Here is an 18290-nt window from a genome sequence, read left to right on the forward strand (position 1 = left end):
TTTGGCCGATTAAGTGAAGCGCGTATCGAAGGAAGGAAAGAACAGATGACCACAGCCCCGACTGAACAGACAGCCTTAACTGTGCCGAGTGCGAATGCGCCATTGGCACAATGGCTAGATTATTTATTATCGATTCACCCAACCGAAATCGATATGGGATTAACCCGGGTTTCTAAGGTTGCCACGCGCCTGCATTTATTGGATTTGGGGCAAAGTAAAGTGGTCACTGTGGCGGGCACCAATGGCAAAGGCACCACCTGCGCCATGCTGGAAAACATCCTACGTCTATCTGGGCTGACAGTGGGCGTTTACAGCTCGCCCCATATGCTCAAGTACAACGAAAGGGTGCGCATCAACGGTCAAGATGCCAGCGATGAAGCCTTTGTGGCGGCCTTTGAACAGATTGAAGCTGCGCGCGGCGAGATTTCGCTGACTTTCTTCGAATATGCCACCTTGGCGGGCTTGATCCTGTTTAAAGCGGCCAAGTTGGATGTGGTGATATTAGAAGTCGGTCTTGGCGGCCGTTTAGATGCCACCAACATGATTGATGCCGATATCAGCGTGGTGACGTCCGTCGATTTAGACCACGAGGCGTATTTGGGTAATACCCGCGAGCTGGTCGGCCGTGAAAAGGCGGGTATTTTTCGCCAAGGTCGCCCTGCGATTGTCGGTGAGCCGAACTTACCCCATACGGTCAATGATGTCGCCCAAGATGTTGGCGCCAAGCTCTATCGTGTGGGCGAGGAGTTTAGTTACCAGCAAGATGGCCAGACGTGGGATTACCAAGGCCAACTATTCACCCTTAAGCAGCTGAGTTTGCCGACACTGCCATTACCGAACGCCGCGACTGTGATTGCGATTGTTGAGCATGGCTGGCCGAATATTGCAGCCGATATCATAGCCAAAGGCATCAGCAGCGCGCGCTTAACCGGGCGTTTAGAACAAGTTAACGAGCAGCCGCTGATTTTACTCGATGTGGCGCACAATCCCCATGCGGCGCGCTTTTTAGTCAAACAGCTCACGCCTATGGTGACGGGGAAGCGAGTGTTTGCCCTGTGCGGCATGTTAAAGGATAAGGATATTGCAGGCGTATTGCCTGTGGTTTCGCCCTTAATCGATACTTGGTACTTAGTGAGTTTACAGGGTGAGCGCGGCGCGAATGCAAGCCTGCTGCGCCAAACCTTAGCGCAAGACACTAAGGCCCATGAGTTTGACGATATCGCCTCGGCATGGACGGCATTAAAAGCGCAAATTCAGCCCGATGATGTGGTAATTGTGTTTGGCTCCTTTTACACTGTGGCAGGTTTTAAGTCTCTCTTTAAGCAGGATAACCGTTTTGTCTAGCCAGTTTCATAATCGATTAGTCGGCACTGTGGTGCTGGTCGCCCTCGGGGTGATTTTTCTGCCGGATATTTTAGATGGCAAGAAGGACCGCCAAGAGGAACAATTTGCCGAAATTCCCCTGCGTCCTGCCGCGATAGCGCAGCAAAACGCCGATGATATGTTTGAGGTGTTGTCCACTCAGGATGTGGATGGCGAAGGCGCCATGCCTGAAGAGGCCTCTCCGAATGATGAGGCGGCGTTAGCGCAGGCGGTCAATACTGACGTCAAAGGCACGCCTGCAGCAAAAGTTGAGCCTAAAGCGGAAGCGGTGAAGGAGCAAGCCAAACCACAGACGGCAAAAGCAGAAACTAAACCTGAAGTGAAAGAGCCGGTGAAAACCGAGACTGCTAAGGCCGAGCCGAAGAAAGAGACGCCAAAGCCGACTCCAGTGAAAACTGAGCCGAAAAAGCCAGAATCCAAGCCAACCACAGTGGCGAAAACTGACAAGCCTAAAGCCGAAACTGCGAAAACAGAATCTGCAAAACCTGCCAAAGACGATGGCATTAAAGTGGTGAGCCGTGATTCATTAAAACCTGGACTTACCCTGCAACTAGGCGCATTTAGCAATGCCGCCAACGTAAAAGCGCTGGTGGCGCAGTTACGCAAAAGTGGTTACAAGGCGTACACAATTCCAGACACACCAAAGGATGGCGTATTGACTAAAGTGTTCGTGGGGCCTGATGTTTCCGAAGCTAAGCTCAAGAAAATGCAGGAAGAAATTGAAACCCTAACCCGTTTGAAAGGCAGAATTGTGCCTTTTAATCCGTTGGAATCTTAATGCTGAACTGCGGAGGCTGAAATAATTTATTTACCTCGCTAGGGGTGAGAATCGTTTCAGTCTCTGGTAGAATCGCGCCGTCTTAAAGCCTATGCTGGAAAGCCATCTCAATGGTTTGGATTGATTACGCTATCATCTTTGTTATCGGGTTATCGACTCTTATCAGTCTGATCCGCGGATTTGCCAAAGAAGCCATGTCGTTAGTGGTATGGTTCGCGGCTTTCTTTGTTGCCAGCCAATTTTATCAAGATCTCGCCGTTCATCTCACGCAAATGAACGATGAGGTGCTACGCAATGGGGTCTCCATTGCTATTCTTTTTATCACTACATTAATACTCGGCGCCCTGATCAATTACATCATTGGGCAATTAGTGGTTAAAACCGGATTATCTGGCACTGACAGACTCTTAGGTCTGTGTTTCGGTGCCATTAGGGGCGCACTGATCGTCAGTGCGCTGCTGTTTTTTATGGATGCTTTTACAGGTTCACCCAACACCCAATGGTGGAAGGATTCTGTACTAGTGCCCGAATTTGGCGTTGTGATCCAATGGTTCTTTAACTATTTGGAAAACACCTCCAGCTTTGTACCCAAACTATAAAAAAGACAATAAATTTATCCTAAATGATGGAGGATAAGTCATTGTTGAGGCCGAACACCTAAGGTACGGACTCAACACTGAGATGAAGCTCTTAAGTCGTATGGCTGGAGATTTACTTCGTCTTTTACTTATATTTCAACATGAAAGGGCATAGAACATCTTACAATGAGGAAGCTTACCCATGTGTGGTATCGTCGGAATAGTTGGCCAATCATCGGTTAATCAGACCATTTATGACGCACTGACCGTGCTTCAGCACAGAGGTCAGGATGCGGCAGGTATTGTGACCGTTGATCGTGGTGCTTTCAGACTACGTAAAGCCAATGGTCTGGTCAAAGATGTATTTGAAGTCAAACACATGCAGCGCCTACAGGGCAACGCTGGTATTGGCCACGTACGTTATCCTACTGCAGGCAGTTCCAGCGCGTCAGAAGCGCAGCCTTTCTATGTTAACTCGCCATTTGGGATTTCATTAGCCCATAACGGTAACTTAACCAACACGGTTGAATTAGCTGAAGGCCTGATCAAAAAGCGTCGCCATGTGAACACCACATCCGACTCAGAAGTATTATTGAACCTGCTGGCCGATGAGCTGCAAAAAACCACCAGCTTGATGCTGACCGCCGATGAGGTGTTCGACACTGTTGCCAAGGTGCACGAGCAAGCCCGTGGCGCCTACGCGGTAGTGGCCATGATTATCGGTCAAGGTCTGGTGGCCTTTCGCGATCCTTTCGGTATTCGTCCTCTGGTATTAGGTAAGCACGAAACCCCAACCGGTACTGAGTACATGGTGGCCTCTGAGAGCGTGGCGCTCGATGCCGTCGGTTTTGAAGTGATGCGCGATGTGGCACCAGGCGAGGCAATTTATATCTCTCTCGATGGTCAGCTTTACACTCGCCAATGCGCCAAAGAGCCAAGCTACTCACCTTGTATCTTCGAATTCGTGTATTTTGCGCGTCCAGATTCGACTATCGACAACGTCTCTGTTTATGCCAGCCGCGTAAACATGGGTGCCAAGCTCGGTGAAAAGATCAAAAAAGAATGGTACGACCATGATATCGACGTGGTGATCCCGATTCCTGAAACTTCATGCGATATCGCATTAGAAATCGCCCGTTGCATGGACTTACCTTACCGCCAAGGTTTTGTGAAGAACCGTTATATCGGCCGTACCTTTATTATGCCTGGTCAACAGGAGCGTAAAAAATCGGTACGCCGTAAACTCAATGCCATCAACACTGAGTTTAAAGGTAAGAACGTGCTGTTAGTGGATGACTCTATCGTTCGTGGTACCACCTCAGAACAAATCATTGAGATGGCGCGTGAAGCGGGTGCGAAGAAAGTGTACTTTGCCTCGGCGGCACCGGAAATTCGTTTCCCGAACGTTTACGGTATCGATATGCCAACCTCGAATGAACTGATTGCCCACGGTCGTGATGCCGACGAAATTGCTAAGCTGATTGGCGCCGATGGCATTATCTTCCAAAATCTGCCGGATCTGGTTGAAGCGGTGAGAATGGAAAACCCAGAGATCAAACGTTTCGAAACCTCAGTGTTCGACGGTCACTACATCACTAACGATGTTGACCAATCTTACCTCGACCACTTAACTCAGTTACGTAACGACGATGCCAAAGCCGACCGTAATAAAGACATTGGCACTAACTTAGAGTTACACAACGTTTGCCATCCATAAGATGAAATGCTTAAGATGAAAAAGTGTGTTTGGCGGTAAGCGTTAGCACACTTTAAAACGCCAAATAAAAAGCCAGTGATGAGTCACTGGCTTTTTTGTTTTGATAATAAACACTTATGAAGCTTTGGGATTCTCGCCTGATTGATTGAGAGCCGTTTGCTCATCCTGCGCATTTTTACGCTCAACCCAATAGTCCGCATGGGGAATACCGAGTTTTTCAGGATCGAATAGCGGCTCAATACCTTGTTTTTGTTGTGACTCATAATCCTTAAGGCAAGTGAAGGCGATGCGTTGCAATAGAATAATGGCAATAATGTTTAACCACGCCATTAAACCTACGCCAATATCACCCATGCCCCATGCTAAATCGGCGGTTTTCACTGTGCCGTAGACAGTTGACGCCATCAGCACCACTTTCAGTACTACGGTCAGCCAAGGACGATTTACCTTACGGTTGATATAAGCGATGTTGGTCTCGGCAATATAGTAGTAGGCCACAATGGTGGTGAAGGCGAAGAAGAACAACGCGACGGCGACGAACATATTACCAAAGCCTGGCATCATGCTTTCCATCGCGGTTTGTACATAACCAGGGCCCGCTGCAACGCCGGCAATGCCAGTGTAGAGTGCGACACCTTCAGGCCCTTGCACATTGTAAAGTCCAGTGATAAGCAGCATAAAACCAGTGGCAGAGCACACAAAAAGAGTGTCAATGTACACAGAGAATGCTTGTACTAATCCTTGTTTTGCAGGATGACTTACCGCTGCGGCCGAGGAGGCGTGTGGCCCAGTACCTTGACCCGCTTCGTTGGAGTAAATACCGCGTTTTACCCCCCACATAATCGCAAGACCTAAAATCGCACCAAAGCCTGCATCGAGTCCGAAGGCGCTTTTTAGGATCAACATAACAATATCGGGCAGCTGACCAATGTTAAGGGCAATAATCACGCAGGCGACAATGATATAGCCGAGCGCCATAAAGGGCACTACGGTGCTGGCAAACTGGGCAATACGTTTTACACCACCAAAAATAATGAAACCTAACAGCATGGCGAGGATAGCAGCGGTGACGTTAGGGTCGATATCGAAGGCGGTTTTTAGGCTCGAACCAATCGAGTTAGCTTGTACGCCGGGCAGTAAAATCCCGCAGGCAAAAATGGTCGCAATGGCAAATGTCCAAGCGTACCACTTCATGCCTAAGCCTTTTTCAATGTAAAAGGCAGGGCCGCCGCGGTATTCACCATTGATTTTTTCTTTGTAGACTTGGCCTAAGGTGGATTCGACGAATGCGGAGCTGGCGCCAAGAAACGCCACCATCCACATCCAAAACAATGCACCCGGGCCGCCGAAGGTAATAGCCGTAGCGACACCGGCAATGTTCCCGGTTCCCACACGACCGGCTAGGGTCATGGCTAAAGCTTGGAAGGAAGACACGCCAGCATCTGTGCTCTTACCATCAAACATTAAACGGATCATTTCGGGTAAATGGCGTAACTGTAAGAAACGTGAGCGCAGGGAGAAAAAGAGTCCTACACCGAGGCAAAGATAAACGAGTGCGGGGCTCCAAACGATATTGTTGACCGCATTAACAATCTCATTCATATAATTCAACTCCAATATTCTGTTGTTTTTGCAGAGTTTTTAAGATTTTTGCTTGTGATTTTGGGTACTAAACAGCCAATTAGGCCTAAGGTTAAGACGCGTGGGGACGTCCAAGAGCTTCAACATAACGACTTTTTAAGCCGCTTCATAGCTAAAGTTGTTAAATAATTGATAATTTAACGTTCTTTATTTGATTGCTTTATTGATAGGGGATTTAGCGGTGCTCTAAGTCGCTAGGTTTCGAGTCGTGTCTGTCAACTGAGAGATTGAAAAAGGCGGGGCAAGGTGTGTGGGTTTGCACTCTTTATTTTGCCTAAGCAGATGTGAGTGTGGGTATCCATACAAGGCTTAAGAAACTGGGCTTACATCACCAGCCATAACAGCATCCATAGTCCGAATAGCCATGCCAAACTGCGGCGGCTAACACTATGTTTTAATAGCAAAGACAGGCTTACAGCCACGGGCAAATACAGGATAACTCCCCAAGAAAGGAAAGGCATCTCAAGCCCAAGCCTTTTTAGCCCCATTTCACAAAGCAGACTTAATGCTAGCAATAACAGGCTGTGGAAGATCACCAATTGATTGAATCTTAAGGCGAGTGCTGGCTTAAAGGCTGGGATTGAAGGGCCTGGCAAGGTCAGTGTATTCATTTGTTTTCTCGATTTTTCGTAACGGATGCAAGGGATTTTAGTTTTAGATGAGAATCATTCTCAATTAAATTTACACAGCTTTAGTGTTTCGTTACCGCAGAGCGAGTTAAATCGGCCCTTGAGGTAAAACGGCGGTTTGCACTCTTGTCCGCTTTGGGCTAAATTACACTGTAATTATATCCAGTATTTAATGTAGATATGATCCTCTATATTGCTGAAAAACCAAGCCTAGGGCGTGCAATCGCCGATGTGCTGCCTAAACCCCACAAAAAAGGTGACGGGTTTATCGAAGACGCAAACGGTAACTGTGTGTCTTGGTGTGTCGGGCACTTGCTCGAACAGGCTGAGCCCGATGCCTATAATCCCGAGTTTAAATCGTGGAAGTTTGAGCATTTACCCATAGTGCCAGAGAAGTGGCAGCTTAAACCTAAGGCCGCGACCCGCAGCCAACTCACAGTACTTAAAAAGCTGGTGAAGCAGGCCGATACTTTAGTGAATGCGGGTGATCCCGACAGGGAAGGGCAGTTATTGGTTGATGAAGTGATCGCCTATTTGGGCGTGACGGGCGATAAATTACAGCAAACGCAGCGACTCCTTATCAGCGACTTAAACCCGCAGGCGGTGAAACGTGCCTTGTCACAACTCCGCAGTAATCGTGAGTTTATTCCTTTGTCGACCTCGGCACTTGCCAGAAGCCGCGCCGATTGGCTCTATGGCATGAATATGACGCGGGCCTACACTATTCAAGGGAAAAAGGTTGGCTATCAGGGCGTACTATCGGTCGGCCGAGTACAGACCCCGCTGCTTGGGCTTATCGTGCGCCGCGATGAGGAAATCGCAAATTTTCAATCTAAGCCTTTTTATGAGGTTCTGGCCCACTTAGTGACGGACAAAGATCAGGCTTTCACGGCGAAGTGGCAACCCAGTGAAGCCTGTTTACCCTATATGGATGAGGAAGGGCGCGTGCTCGCTAAGGGCCTAGCACAAAATGTGGTGCGTCGGATCACCGATAAACCCGCCAAAGTGACCCAGTTAAGCACTAAGGATAAGCAGCAGAATCCGCCTTTACCCTATAGTTTATCGGCGCTGCAAATAGATGCCGCCAAGCGCTTCGGTATGAGCGCCAAGGACGTGCTCGATACCTGCCAGAGCTTATACGAGCGCCATAAGCTAATCACTTATCCACGCTCAGACAGTCGTTATTTGCCCACCGAGCAGCATGGGCTTGCAAGTGGGGTATTAGCGGCCATTACGGGCGGTGCGCCCGAGTTAGTCGCACATGCTGAGGCGCCCAATCCTCGGCTTAAATCTAAGGCGTGGGATGATAAAAAAGTCGATGCTCACCACGCCATTATTCCAACGGAAAAACAGCCCAATCTAGCTGGTTTAAGCCAGCGGGAAAGGCAGCTTTATCTGCATATTGCTCGCCAGTATTTGGCGCAGTTTTACCCTGCCTATTGCTACAGTGAAACCGCGGTCGAAGTGACGATCGAAGGTGGCCTTTTTAAAACTAAGGCAAAACAGGATAAGTCTCTCGGTTGGAAACAACTGTTTGCCAGAGAAGAGAACGAACGAAAGGACGCATCATCCGCAGCGAGTTTTGCGCAAGGCGACAAGGACACAGAGGAAGGGGAATATCTTGGTCAGTTACCGCCTCTTACCTTAGGACAAGTTCTTCATTGTCACCAAGGTGAATTAGTCGAGAAGCAAACTCAACCTCCCAAAGCCTTTACCGATGCTACCTTGCTGAGTGCGATGACGGGGATTAACCGTTATGTGACTGACCCAGAGATCCGCAAAATTTTAAAGGAAACCGATGGCTTAGGTACGGAAGCGACTCGCGCAGGCATTATTGAACTGCTGTTTAAACGGGGCTTTATTCAGCGTCAGGGCAAGTCGATTGTGGCCACGGAGGTGGGCAAGGGCTTAATTAATAGTTTACCCCTTAGCGCCACGACACCCGATATGACGGCGCTGTGGGAGGCAAGTCTAAACGGTATCTGCCATAAAGAAATCTCATATCAAGGCTTTATGCAACCACTGCTGGGGACGCTAAATAACTTAATTGAAAATGCGGGCGCTCAATTACCCTCAGCCCTCAATGGCTTAAAAGGGCAGGGCTTTAAGCGTGCAGCAACGAAAAAGTCCGGCTATCGAAAAGCTGGAGCCAAAGGGGCAGGATGGAAAAAATCCGGCACTAAAAACGCGGCAGTGGGAAGCTCGGCCGCTAAAACTACCGCGGCTAAATCGACGGTCTCGACATCCGGTACGCCTACTACGCCTAGACGGCGAGCGAGCAAAGCGCCCGCCCAAGCTTGATGACACAAATGTAATCAAACTGTCGCTAATGCTCGCGATCTAGTAACGATATTTAATATATTCCGCGATATTTAATTGCCGCCAATCACGATATTTAGCGAGTGCTGATAGATGAAACGTTAATTTCATCTTGGTTAGAAACTCGCTCCCCTGCTTTTTTGACTATGTTTGTCATGCACTCAACCCCGTTGAGTGCATTTTTTTAGGCAAAAAAAAAAGAGTAAGCCAATACGGATTACTCTTACGGAAATTGGTCGTTGAATGTTGTAGCCAAAATCACTCATATGGATGAGGAGCCAGCACACAATGACAGCTTTTACTTAATTAACCCTTAAAATTAACATTTATCTCAAATGTTCACCGCGGTTGAGACTAATGAGCTTATCTAAGATCCGCTCGCCATCCATTCGAATGCCATTGTGTTCATATTCTGAGGTTAACCAATACTTTAAGTGCGCAACTTGTTTGGCTGTTTCGAGGCTATAGTCCATCTCTACGTACATATCTTCGCTGTAAATCGCCGCAGCAACGGGGACGCGGTTATGGCTGAGCTGCTCAAGATTATACAGTGCTGGCCAGTCCGTCTTATGGGCAAGGAGATTGGCCGCGGCTTGCAGTGGCGCTAAATGGCTAAATTGTTCAAACATCCAAGGGTAAATCATTTCGCCGGTAAACAGGAAAGGCTTACCCACTTGATAGTTAAAGGCCGGATACTGCTCACGCACCCTATGGGCAGACCACTGTGACGCACTGTGTTGGCAGTAGATGGCCTCGTGTAACAGGGCGAAAATCGGGTTGGTGTTATAGTCGAGCAATTGACAGAAATGATTTAAAAACAGAGGGTTGACATAATCACCTTGGGGCGAGTGCACCAGCGCCTGTTCAAGCAAATAGTAAACCGACTCTGGGCCTTGCTCCATGCCCAAGTTAATACCGAGCAGTTGCAGCATTTCGACCGTGAGGCGCTCGCCCGTGGCTAAATGCACTGGATGTTCGAGTAAATGTTTGGCGAGGCGAGTCACCAGATGCTGCGCATCGTGGAAGCGTAGGAAGAAGTCCTTATTCTTAGCGAGTACGCGCTGATAGGTGGCTTGATACACCTCATCGCTGCTACGTGTTAAAGAAGGAATTCCGCCGGTAATATAGGCTTCACTCACGCCCTGAGAGGCGGCGCTTAAGTAATGCAGCACGCAGAAACCACCAAAACTTTGACCTAAAATCGCCCATTTATCGGCGGGACAGAGTTGGGTACGGATCGCCTCGGCATCACGGACAATACTATCTGCCCTGAAGTGGCTTAAATACTCGGCCTGTTGTTCTGGGGTTAAGTGGCCGAGGCTTTGGTAATTGATGGGACTAGAGAGTCCTGTACCCCGTTGGTCGAGCAACAATACTCTAAACTCTTTGAGTGCGCGGCGGATCCAACCGCTATTATTAGCGGGGCGCATGGCAGCAAAGCCGGGGCCTCCCTGAAAAAAAACGATATATGGCAGTTTTTTATCTTTATTTTCAATGGCGCAGAGTTCCCGAGCGAACACACTGATCTGTTCACCAATCGGCTGTTGATAATTAAGCGGCAGGGTAAAAGTGTGTTTTTTGGCGAGAACACCAGCGAGCATCATATCGGGTTTCATCAATTAACCTTAAGGGGAGGGCTTGTTGTTTATGGCAGATTGTATACAAAAGCTCTGTTGTCGCAAGTTAGGATTATTTGATTAGCCTTTGGTTGAGATCAATTTTTATTGTAAAAAATTGAGCCATCATAAGCCTCTTAGCGTAATCTATCGGCTATGGATAACACGAGATTGAAGCTATGAAGTATCAAATTATTCCTGTGACACCTTTCCAACAGAATTGCAGCTTGATTTGGTGTGAAAAAACTAAGCGTGCCGCGGTTGTCGATCCGGGAGGGAATGTCGACCGTATTCTAGGTGAAATGGACAAATTGGGACTGACCCTCGAAAAAGTGCTGCTGACCCACGGCCATATCGACCATGTGGGTGGCGCTAAACTCTTGGCGCAGCAAACGAATGTGCCGATCATTGGCCCCCATGAGGCCGATAAATTTTGGATTGATAATCTACCTAAACAAAGCCAAAACTTTGGTTTTCCCCACTGTGAGGCCTTTGAACCCGACCAATATCTGCAGGATGGTGATGTCGTTACCGTAGGTGAACAAAACTTAAGTGTGCTGCATTGCCCTGGGCATACACCGGGTCACGTAGCATTTTACTCCGCTGAGGCCAAGCTTGCGTGGGTGGGCGATATCCTGTTTAGAAGCTCGATTGGCCGTACCGATTTTCCCCAATCAAATCATCAAAGTTTGATCCATTCCATTACCACCAAGCTCTGGCCTTTAGGGGCCGACGTGGAATTTATTCCCGGCCACGGACCTATGTCGACCTTTGGTGAAGAGCGTGAACATAACCCTTTCGTGGCGGATCAATTACTGCTTTAACTGCTCATCCATACGTTTGATCTATTTCAGTCATGTTTTGCGCAAGGTTAAAACTGGCACACTCGGTTTTCTGGTGTGCCTGATTGAGATTGCAATAAACACCTAAGCATCGAACGCTTTAAGCTAACCAATGTAGCCGACTCTTTCCATATCTTCTTCATTTATATCGATATCGTCCGTTTGTAGCGAGATATTTCAAAAAAGCACTTTTAGTAAGTGATAATCGTTCGTAACTATTTATATTGCCTAATTTTATTCTGAAATTTACTTTTTTGTTACATATTCCCAGCTAGACTTAAATCAGCGGTTGTATTTGTCTATTGGGGTTTACTATGAATACAAAAACAATGATGAGTGTTGTCTTTTCCACCATAGTCGTCAGTGCGTTGATTACGGCGGTGTTGAGTTTTAATGTCAAATCTAAGATTGAGCTTTTTAACAATGCAGCGAATATTCGCTATCAATCCTACCAAATTGCCGATGAATTAAGGCAAAGCTCCGATGATTTAACGAGGCTCGCCCGAACCTATGCGGTGACTGGGGAGGATAAGTACGAAAAAATGTATATGGATATTTTGGCGATACGTAATGGCGAAAAACCGAGGCCGGAAAAATATCACCAAATTTATTGGGATTTGGTACTCAGTTACGGAGATAAACCTAAGCCAGACGGTGCCAGAGTCGCTATCAAAAGCCAAATGAAGGCCTTAGGGTTCTCCGACGAGGAATTCCATTATCTCGAGCAGGCTCAGCAAAATTCTGATGCCTTAGTCGCCCTTGAGGTCAAGGCGATGAATGCGGTCAAAGGGATTTTTATGGATCCTAATACCCAAACCTACAGCATTAAAGGTGAACCAAACCTAGCGATGGCGCGAGAACTACTGCACAGCGAGCAATACCATAGGGAAAAGGCCAAGATCATGCAGCCTATCGACGAGTTCTTTACTGCTTTGGATAAACGTACCGAAGGCGAAGTGAGCAATCGATTAGACTCCTTGAATATGGCACTCAATGGCTCACAGTTTGTGTTGTTTCTGGTGATTTTGGTCGCCGTTGGTGGCTTTGTGATTGTGAAGAGTCGCATCGTAACGCCGATAGTGCAAACCTGCCGTGAACTACTCGATATTCAACGTTCTAAAAATCTGGCGCGGCGGATCTCTGTCTCGGCGCAGGGTGAAATCGGTGAAATCGTCAATCAAATCAATTTGTTTATTTCTTCTCTCGCCAGCTCATTAGCGACAACGGATGGAATTGCCAAAGAAGTTGCCGATCTGGCGAAGCAGACCAAAGCCTCCATTCAAGTGTCGCGTGAAAGCTCGAACCGCGTCGCGAAAGAGTTAGATGCCAGCGCGAGCGCGATGGAAGAGATGACTACCACCTTAGTGCATGTGAGTGAGAGCACCTCCAACGCCGAAATTCGTGCGGCAGAAAATGAAACCCATGTGGGCGTTGGCCAAGATACAGTATCTGAGGCGCTCAATGCCATGGCCGTGCTTGAGAGCGAATTTACGACTACCCAAGATTCGATGCAGCATTTAGTGAACGAGAGCACCCAAGTGAGTAATGTGCTGAGCGTCATTAAGGCAATTGCCGAACAAACCAACCTACTGGCGCTCAATGCGGCGATTGAAGCTGCGAGGGCAGGCGAACAGGGCCGAGGCTTTGCTGTGGTGGCCGATGAAGTGCGTTCACTCGCCCAGCGGACACAGGATTCCACTAAGGAAATCGACGATATTGTTGCCAGTTTGCAGAATCGAACCAATCAGGTGGGCAGCTCTGTCACCCAGGCGGCGAGTTTAATGCAGAAAGCCTCAGGTGAATTACAGCGTATCGTGACTGTCTTCGATGATATTCGCCATAGCACGGCGGCCATCCATGGGATCAATACGCAAGTCGCCGCCTCAACCGAGGAGCAATCTTTGGTTTCTAAGGATATTGCCACTAGTCTTGTGGTGATCCGCGATAACTCCCGCGAGGTATCGCAAATTATCGAGCAAATTGAGTCCACCTCCATCAGTTTGGATAATCAATCCCAAGCGCTACGCACCAAAGCGGGGGAATATCAGTTTTAATACTTAATCTCGGGGTCCTGCAACGGGACTGGCATAGATGACAGGGATGTCAGACTGTTCCGCTTAATCCAATCAACCTTTCCGCTTCTTTTCCCTTTTAAATTCGAGTTGCCTTTGTTAGCTTGTTCTACATTCGGTAAAAATAATGTTTATGAATAATGATGCTAATTGATGACTACAGTTGTCATACGTGTGCCTATTGATTAGTGGAATAGAGAGGGAGCCTAGGTCGATGGATCACCAAATGGAAGACTTATTAGAGCATTGGCTCCCCTTAGCCGATGATGCCTGGGTGCTGGCGGTGATTACCCATATCCAAGGCTCGTCCTACCGTAAGCCCGGTGCCATGATGTTATTCCACGAGTTTGGCCAAGGCGCGGGGATCTTAAGTGGTGGCTGTTTAGAGGCGGATCTTCGCCGTCATGCGCAGCAAGCCATGCAATCGCAGCAGATTGCTTGTGTCACCTACGATGCGACCGATGAATCCGATGCCAGCTACCGCCTAGGTTGCGGCGGTAAAGTCGATATCATGTTGATCCCTCTACTTAAAGAAAATCATGATCTTGGCCTAGTGGACATAGTGCAAGCGTTTCGTAAGGGGCAGTCGGGATACTATCAATTACCTCTCGCACCCGCGGGCAGCGATGCTCGCAGTTACGCCGCGCAGTTTTATCCGGCCCAGAGTGCCCCTTTTCCTACCGCGGATTTTCCTAAGGCGGGCATACTCAGCCAGCCTGAAGGGGAGGCGCTCATCATCCCGCTCAGACCGCGATTTCATTTAGGGATTTTTGGTGGGGGTATCGATGCTAAGCCCGTGGCGACGATTGCCCACAGTTTAGGTTGGCAGGTGAGCGTGTTTGATACGCGCACCGCCTACGCGAGAACTGCCGACTTTCCCCATGCCCATATCGTCAAGCAAAGTGTTCATGAGGCGAGCACCCTTGTTGCATCCTTAGATTGTGCTGTGGTCATGCACCATAACCTGAACTTAGATGCGGCGGCGCTCAAAGCCATTCAACCCTTTGATCTTAAATATGTTGCGCTCTTAGGGCCTGCCCATCGGCGGGATAAAGTGCTGGAGATGGCTGAACTCAGTACCGATTCGTTTAGTGGCTTTTTCTCGGCGCCCGCGGGACTTGCGCTTGGTGGTGAGTTACCGAGCGCCATAGCCTTGAGTATTTTGGCCCAATGCCATGGTGTGTTACACGGCGCGCCATGTTCGATTCTCGATGGGATCATGCCCTAATGCCGAGTCGCCAACGCTTGTTAATTGCCGTGCTGGCTGCAGGGGAGAGCCGGCGATTTCAGGGGATTAAACTGGCGCAGCCATTATCAACGCCCTCGAGTGTAAATAGCGGACAAAGCATCTTACAACGCCATATCGACCGTTTGGCTCGTTTCACCTCCGCACCATTGGCAATGGAGTCATCCAATCAAGTCAGCGCTTCGTTGCTGGTGGTGCTCGGTGCCCACGCCCACGAACTTCGTCCCCAACTTGAGGCTTTTGGGGCGAATCAATGCACGCTACTGCATAATGCCGACTGGCAGACGGGTTTGTCATCGTCGCTGCGAGCCGCGGCTATCTATGCAAAAGCACAGCAGTTTGATGGCATGTTACTCACCTTAGCGGATCAGGTCGCGCTGACATTTGAAGACTATCAGCAGTTGATTGAGACTTGGCAAACGAGTCAGCAATCTGTGGCCGCGCTTTATCATCACGAAGCAGGGAAGCTGGATGAATTAGGCGCTCCTGCTATTTTTAATGCCTCAATACTCGATTTATTAACGGATTTGACCGGCGATCGCGGCGCCAAATCCATCTTAAAACAACTGGCAAATGTGGGTGAGCTAGTGGCTGTTCCCTTACCCCATGCCGCGATTGATATTGATACTAAAGCCGATCTTGCGTCGTGGTTGGCACTTAAGGAGTGAGTTATGGCAATACCATCCTCGGAGGCGGCAAAGGACCAGAGTCTTGCGATGCCTTCCCAAAACCTGACCATTAATGGCAGATCTTTTACCTTAAATGCGGATCCCAATATGCCTATCCTCTGGGCGTTACGGGATATTTTAGGCTTAACGGGCACTAAATATGGCTGCGGCGCCGGACTCTGCGGCGCCTGTACCGTGCATTTAGATGGTCAGCCTGTGCGCGCCTGTTTAACCAGCGTATCCCAGGCGCAGGGCAAACAACTGACCACGATTGAAGGGCTGGATAATCAAAAGCTTAAAAATGCTTGGGCCGAACAGAATGTTCCTCAGTGTGGTTATTGTCAGGCGGGGCAATTAATGTCCGCAGCAGCTTTAGTCACTCAGCATCCAAAACCGTCGGCGGAGCAAATTGATGCTGCCATGTCGGGTAATTTGTGTCGCTGCGGTACCTATCCTCGGATAAAAGCGGCGCTGCAAAGCTATGCCAAACAGGAGGGCTAAGATGAGTACATTCACCGCAGTTGAAAATATCAGTCGCCGCGATGTGTTAAAACTCTTCGGCGCCGTTGGGGGCGGTCTCGCCCTTGGCGCCAGTGGCCTCAGTTGGAGCCCAATGGCATTGGCACAGGACCAACAGGCGCGGCTCAATCTGTTTATCGCCATCGGTGAGGATGACAAGGTCTATTTGACCTGCCATCGCTCCGAAATGGGTCAGGGGATCCGCACGGGGATTTTACAAATCTTGGCCGAAGAACTGGAGGCCGATTGGGATAAAATTGTGCCTATTCAAGGACTCGCCGATAAACGCTACGCCAGCCAAAATACCGATGGTAGCCGCAGTATCCGCGAAAACTATGATCGCATGCGAGAGATGGGCGCGATGGCTCGAACCATGCTTGAACAAGCCGCTGCAGCCCGCTGGAAAGTCCCCGTGAGTGAAGTGCAGGCTAAAGATCATCAAGTGCTGCATGCTAAATCTGGCCGTGCTGCGCGCTTTGGTGAATTAGCCCTTGATGCGGCGGGATTACCACTGCCCGCGGCCGATTCACTGCGATTAAAGGCGGTTAAGGATTTTAAGCAAATTGGTGCTTCGCGTCAGATAGTCGATATGCAGGCCATGCTCACGGGTAAGGCTGTCTATGGCTATGATATTCAAGTGGATAACATGCTTTATGCCAGCATTATGCGCCCACCCGTATTGGGGAGCGATGTCGCAAGTCTTGACGATAGTGCGGCGCGCAAAGTAGCGGGTGTGGTCGATGTGTTCCGTATGCCTACGCCCAAGGGCGCTCCTGCTTTTCAAGCCTTAGGCGGCGTAGCTGTGGTGGCGACAAATACTTGGAGTGCGCTGCAGGGACGTAAAGCCTTGCAAGTGAGCTGGACTGAGTCAACCAACAGCAGTCACGATTCTAAAACCTACCTTAAAGAGCTGGTGGACAAGGTACAAGCCCCTGGCAAGGTGGTACGTCAAGTTGGTGATGAGGTCAAAGCGTGGCCAAAGGATGATACCCTTAAGGCGATTTATACCGTGCCTTACCTTATCCATTCCTCCATCGAGCCGCCGGTGGCCACCGCCAATGTGACCGAGAAGGGCTGCGAAATTTGGGCATCGACACAAACACCGCAGAGTACCCAGCAAAATGTGGCCGCGGCCTTAGGTATCGCTGAGGATGCGGTGAAAGTGAATGTGACGTTACTGGGCGGCGGCTTTGGGCGCAAGTCCAAACCAGATTTCAGTGTCGAGGCAGCGCTACTCTCCAAGCAATTTAAACGGCCAGTGAAGGTGAGTTGGAGCCGTGAGGATGAAATCCAAAACGGTTATTACCACGCCATCAGTGCCCAGTGTTATCAGGCCTTGTTCGATGCTAATAACAAACCAACGGCGCTGCTCGCGCGTACGGGCTTCCCGTCGATCAGCTCCACCTTTGCCGAGGGCGTTGAGTATCCATCCGGTGGAGAGCTGGATTTAGGCTTTGTCGATGTGCCCTTTGCCCTCGCAAATTTACGCTACGAGGCCGTTAAGGCCACAGCCCATAGCCGTATCGGTTGGATGCGCTCGGTATGTAACATTCAACATGGGTTTGGCGTGGGCAGTTTTGTCGATGAAATGGCCCATAAAGCCAAGTTATCTTGCCCCGATATGTGGCGCAGTCTACTGGGCCAAGCAAGGCGAGAGACCTTTGAAAACCAAGGCTTTAAATATGGCAACTATGGCGAAGACTTAAACCGTCATCCAGTCGATGTCGGCCGTTACCTCAAGGTGATTGAGGCGGTTGAACAAGCCCAAGCCAAGGCGCCTAAAGTTGGTAAGAATCAAGGTTGGGGCTTTGCGGTGCACCGCAGCTTTGTGAGTGTGGTGGCGGTGGCGATGCGGGTAGAAGTCGGCGAGGACAAACAGCTTAAGGTGCTAAATGCCATTGCTGCGATTGATGCCGGCACTGTGGTTAACCCCGACAGGGTGAAAGCGCAGACTGAAGGCGCGATAGTATTTGGTTTAAGCTTGGCGCTAATGGGGGAGATCAGTTATCAAGAGGGTAAGGTGATGCAGTCTAACTTCCATGATTATCCCTTGCTACGTTTACCCCAAGTGCCAGAGATGGAGATCATCATTATCGACTCGGATGCACCGCCTGCGGGTGTGGGTGAGCCCGGCGTGCCGCCGGTGGCACCAAGCCTGACCAATGCGATATTTGCCGCAACAGGCCTTAGGATCCGCGACCTACCAGTTAATAAACAGTTAAAGGTGTGATGCTGTAAACGACACCTGAGTGAGCAAAAAAGCGCCTAATAAGCGCTTTTTT

The 18290-nt window shown here is 49.2% G+C and carries 14 protein-coding genes; 11 read left to right on the top strand and 3 right to left on the bottom strand.

Annotated elements, in window-relative coordinates; genetic code table 11:
* Positions 1 to 45: 45 nt before the first annotated feature.
* The 4 genes from folC to purF all read left to right on the top strand — a co-directional run bounded on the left by folC (position 46) and on the right by purF (position 4456).
* Positions 46 to 1344 (top strand): bifunctional tetrahydrofolate synthase/dihydrofolate synthase, encoded by a 1299-nt coding sequence (gene folC / locus SHEWMR4_RS07530; RefSeq protein ID WP_011622210.1) that lies wholly within the window; start codon positions 46 to 48, stop codon positions 1342 to 1344.
* Positions 1337 to 2161: a cell division protein DedD gene (gene dedD / locus SHEWMR4_RS07535; RefSeq protein WP_011622211.1), complete on the top strand. Its 825-nt coding sequence runs from the start codon at positions 1337 to 1339 to the stop codon at positions 2159 to 2161. The genes folC and dedD overlap by 8 nt, the downstream gene beginning before the upstream one ends.
* 110 nt (positions 2162 to 2271) lie before the next feature.
* Positions 2272 to 2760: a CvpA family protein gene (locus SHEWMR4_RS07540; protein ID WP_011622212.1), complete on the top strand. Its 489-nt coding sequence runs from the start codon at positions 2272 to 2274 to the stop codon at positions 2758 to 2760.
* A gap of 181 nt (positions 2761 to 2941) precedes the next feature.
* Positions 2942 to 4456: an amidophosphoribosyltransferase gene (purF, locus tag SHEWMR4_RS07545; protein WP_011622213.1), complete on the top strand. Its 1515-nt coding sequence runs from the start codon at positions 2942 to 2944 to the stop codon at positions 4454 to 4456.
* 114 nt (positions 4457 to 4570) lie between these two features.
* Here the strand turns inward: purF and SHEWMR4_RS07550 are convergent, their stop codons facing one another.
* Both SHEWMR4_RS07550 and SHEWMR4_RS07555 read right to left on the bottom strand, forming a co-directional pair.
* Positions 4571 to 6058, bottom strand: coding sequence for an alanine/glycine:cation symporter family protein (locus tag SHEWMR4_RS07550; RefSeq protein ID WP_011622214.1), 1488 nt, complete (start codon positions 6056 to 6058; stop codon positions 4571 to 4573).
* Between the two features lie 362 nt (positions 6059 to 6420).
* Positions 6421 to 6708, bottom strand: coding sequence for a hypothetical protein (locus tag SHEWMR4_RS07555; RefSeq protein WP_011622215.1), 288 nt, complete (start codon positions 6706 to 6708; stop codon positions 6421 to 6423).
* 198 nt (positions 6709 to 6906) lie between these two features.
* Between SHEWMR4_RS07555 and SHEWMR4_RS07560 the strand changes: the two genes are divergently transcribed.
* The gene (locus tag SHEWMR4_RS07560) at positions 6907 to 9027 is read left to right on the top strand and encodes a DNA topoisomerase III (protein WP_011622216.1); all 2121 of its coding nucleotides are present in this window, start codon (positions 6907 to 6909) and stop codon (positions 9025 to 9027) included.
* A gap of 344 nt (positions 9028 to 9371) precedes the next feature.
* On the opposite strand, the gene SHEWMR4_RS07565 is transcribed toward SHEWMR4_RS07560, so the two are convergent.
* Positions 9372 to 10661: an alpha/beta fold hydrolase gene (locus SHEWMR4_RS07565; RefSeq protein ID WP_011622217.1), complete on the bottom strand. Its 1290-nt coding sequence runs from the start codon at positions 10659 to 10661 to the stop codon at positions 9372 to 9374.
* 179 nt (positions 10662 to 10840) lie between these two features.
* Here SHEWMR4_RS07565 and SHEWMR4_RS07570 point away from each other — a divergent pair, with 179 nt between their 5' ends.
* The 6 genes from SHEWMR4_RS07570 (at position 10841) to SHEWMR4_RS07595 (ending at position 18238) form a co-directional block, all read left to right on the top strand.
* Positions 10841 to 11485, top strand: coding sequence for an MBL fold metallo-hydrolase (locus SHEWMR4_RS07570; RefSeq protein ID WP_011622218.1), 645 nt, complete (start codon positions 10841 to 10843; stop codon positions 11483 to 11485).
* Positions 11486 to 11817: 332 nt separating this feature from the next.
* Positions 11818 to 13557 (top strand): methyl-accepting chemotaxis protein, encoded by a 1740-nt coding sequence (locus tag SHEWMR4_RS07575; RefSeq protein ID WP_011622219.1) that lies wholly within the window; start codon positions 11818 to 11820, stop codon positions 13555 to 13557.
* A 232-nt stretch (positions 13558 to 13789) separates the two neighbouring features.
* Positions 13790 to 14803 carry an XdhC family protein gene (locus SHEWMR4_RS07580; protein ID WP_011622220.1) on the top strand — a complete coding sequence of 338 codons (1014 nt, stop codon included), beginning with the start codon at positions 13790 to 13792 and terminating at the stop codon, positions 14801 to 14803.
* Positions 14803 to 15489: an NTP transferase domain-containing protein gene (locus tag SHEWMR4_RS07585; RefSeq protein WP_011622221.1), complete on the top strand. Its 687-nt coding sequence runs from the start codon at positions 14803 to 14805 to the stop codon at positions 15487 to 15489. The genes SHEWMR4_RS07580 and SHEWMR4_RS07585 overlap by 1 nt, the downstream gene beginning before the upstream one ends.
* A 3-nt stretch (positions 15490 to 15492) precedes the next feature.
* Positions 15493 to 15990 (top strand): (2Fe-2S)-binding protein, encoded by a 498-nt coding sequence (locus SHEWMR4_RS07590; protein ID WP_011622222.1) that lies wholly within the window; start codon positions 15493 to 15495, stop codon positions 15988 to 15990.
* A gap of 1 nt (position 15991) precedes the next feature.
* On the top strand, positions 15992 to 18238 hold the full coding sequence (locus SHEWMR4_RS07595; RefSeq protein ID WP_011622223.1) for a xanthine dehydrogenase family protein molybdopterin-binding subunit: 2247 nt from the start codon (positions 15992 to 15994) through the stop codon (positions 18236 to 18238).
* Positions 18239 to 18290 lie beyond the last annotated feature (52 nt).

This window comes from Shewanella sp. MR-4 (assembly GCF_000014685.1).
Taxonomy (GTDB): domain Bacteria; phylum Pseudomonadota; class Gammaproteobacteria; order Enterobacterales; family Shewanellaceae; genus Shewanella.

Coding starts and splice junctions, on each gene's coding strand:
- folC (WP_011622210.1), top strand. CDS start 46: ATGACCACAGCCCCGACTGAACAGACAGCCTTAACTGTGCCGAGTGCG.
- SHEWMR4_RS07540 (WP_011622212.1), top strand. CDS start 2,272: ATGGTTTGGATTGATTACGCTATCATCTTTGTTATCGGGTTATCGACT.
- purF (WP_011622213.1), top strand. CDS start 2,942: ATGTGTGGTATCGTCGGAATAGTTGGCCAATCATCGGTTAATCAGACC.
- SHEWMR4_RS07550 (WP_011622214.1), bottom strand. CDS start 6,058: ATGAATGAGATTGTTAATGCGGTCAACAATATCGTTTGGAGCCCCGCA.
- SHEWMR4_RS07555 (WP_011622215.1), bottom strand. CDS start 6,708: ATGAATACACTGACCTTGCCAGGCCCTTCAATCCCAGCCTTTAAGCCA.
- SHEWMR4_RS07560 (WP_011622216.1), top strand. CDS start 6,907: ATGATCCTCTATATTGCTGAAAAACCAAGCCTAGGGCGTGCAATCGCC.
- SHEWMR4_RS07565 (WP_011622217.1), bottom strand. CDS start 10,661: ATGAAACCCGATATGATGCTCGCTGGTGTTCTCGCCAAAAAACACACT.
- SHEWMR4_RS07570 (WP_011622218.1), top strand. CDS start 10,841: ATGAAGTATCAAATTATTCCTGTGACACCTTTCCAACAGAATTGCAGC.
- SHEWMR4_RS07575 (WP_011622219.1), top strand. CDS start 11,818: ATGAATACAAAAACAATGATGAGTGTTGTCTTTTCCACCATAGTCGTC.
- SHEWMR4_RS07580 (WP_011622220.1), top strand. CDS start 13,790: ATGGATCACCAAATGGAAGACTTATTAGAGCATTGGCTCCCCTTAGCC.
- SHEWMR4_RS07585 (WP_011622221.1), top strand. CDS start 14,803: ATGCCGAGTCGCCAACGCTTGTTAATTGCCGTGCTGGCTGCAGGGGAG.
- SHEWMR4_RS07590 (WP_011622222.1), top strand. CDS start 15,493: ATGGCAATACCATCCTCGGAGGCGGCAAAGGACCAGAGTCTTGCGATG.
- SHEWMR4_RS07595 (WP_011622223.1), top strand. CDS start 15,992: ATGAGTACATTCACCGCAGTTGAAAATATCAGTCGCCGCGATGTGTTA.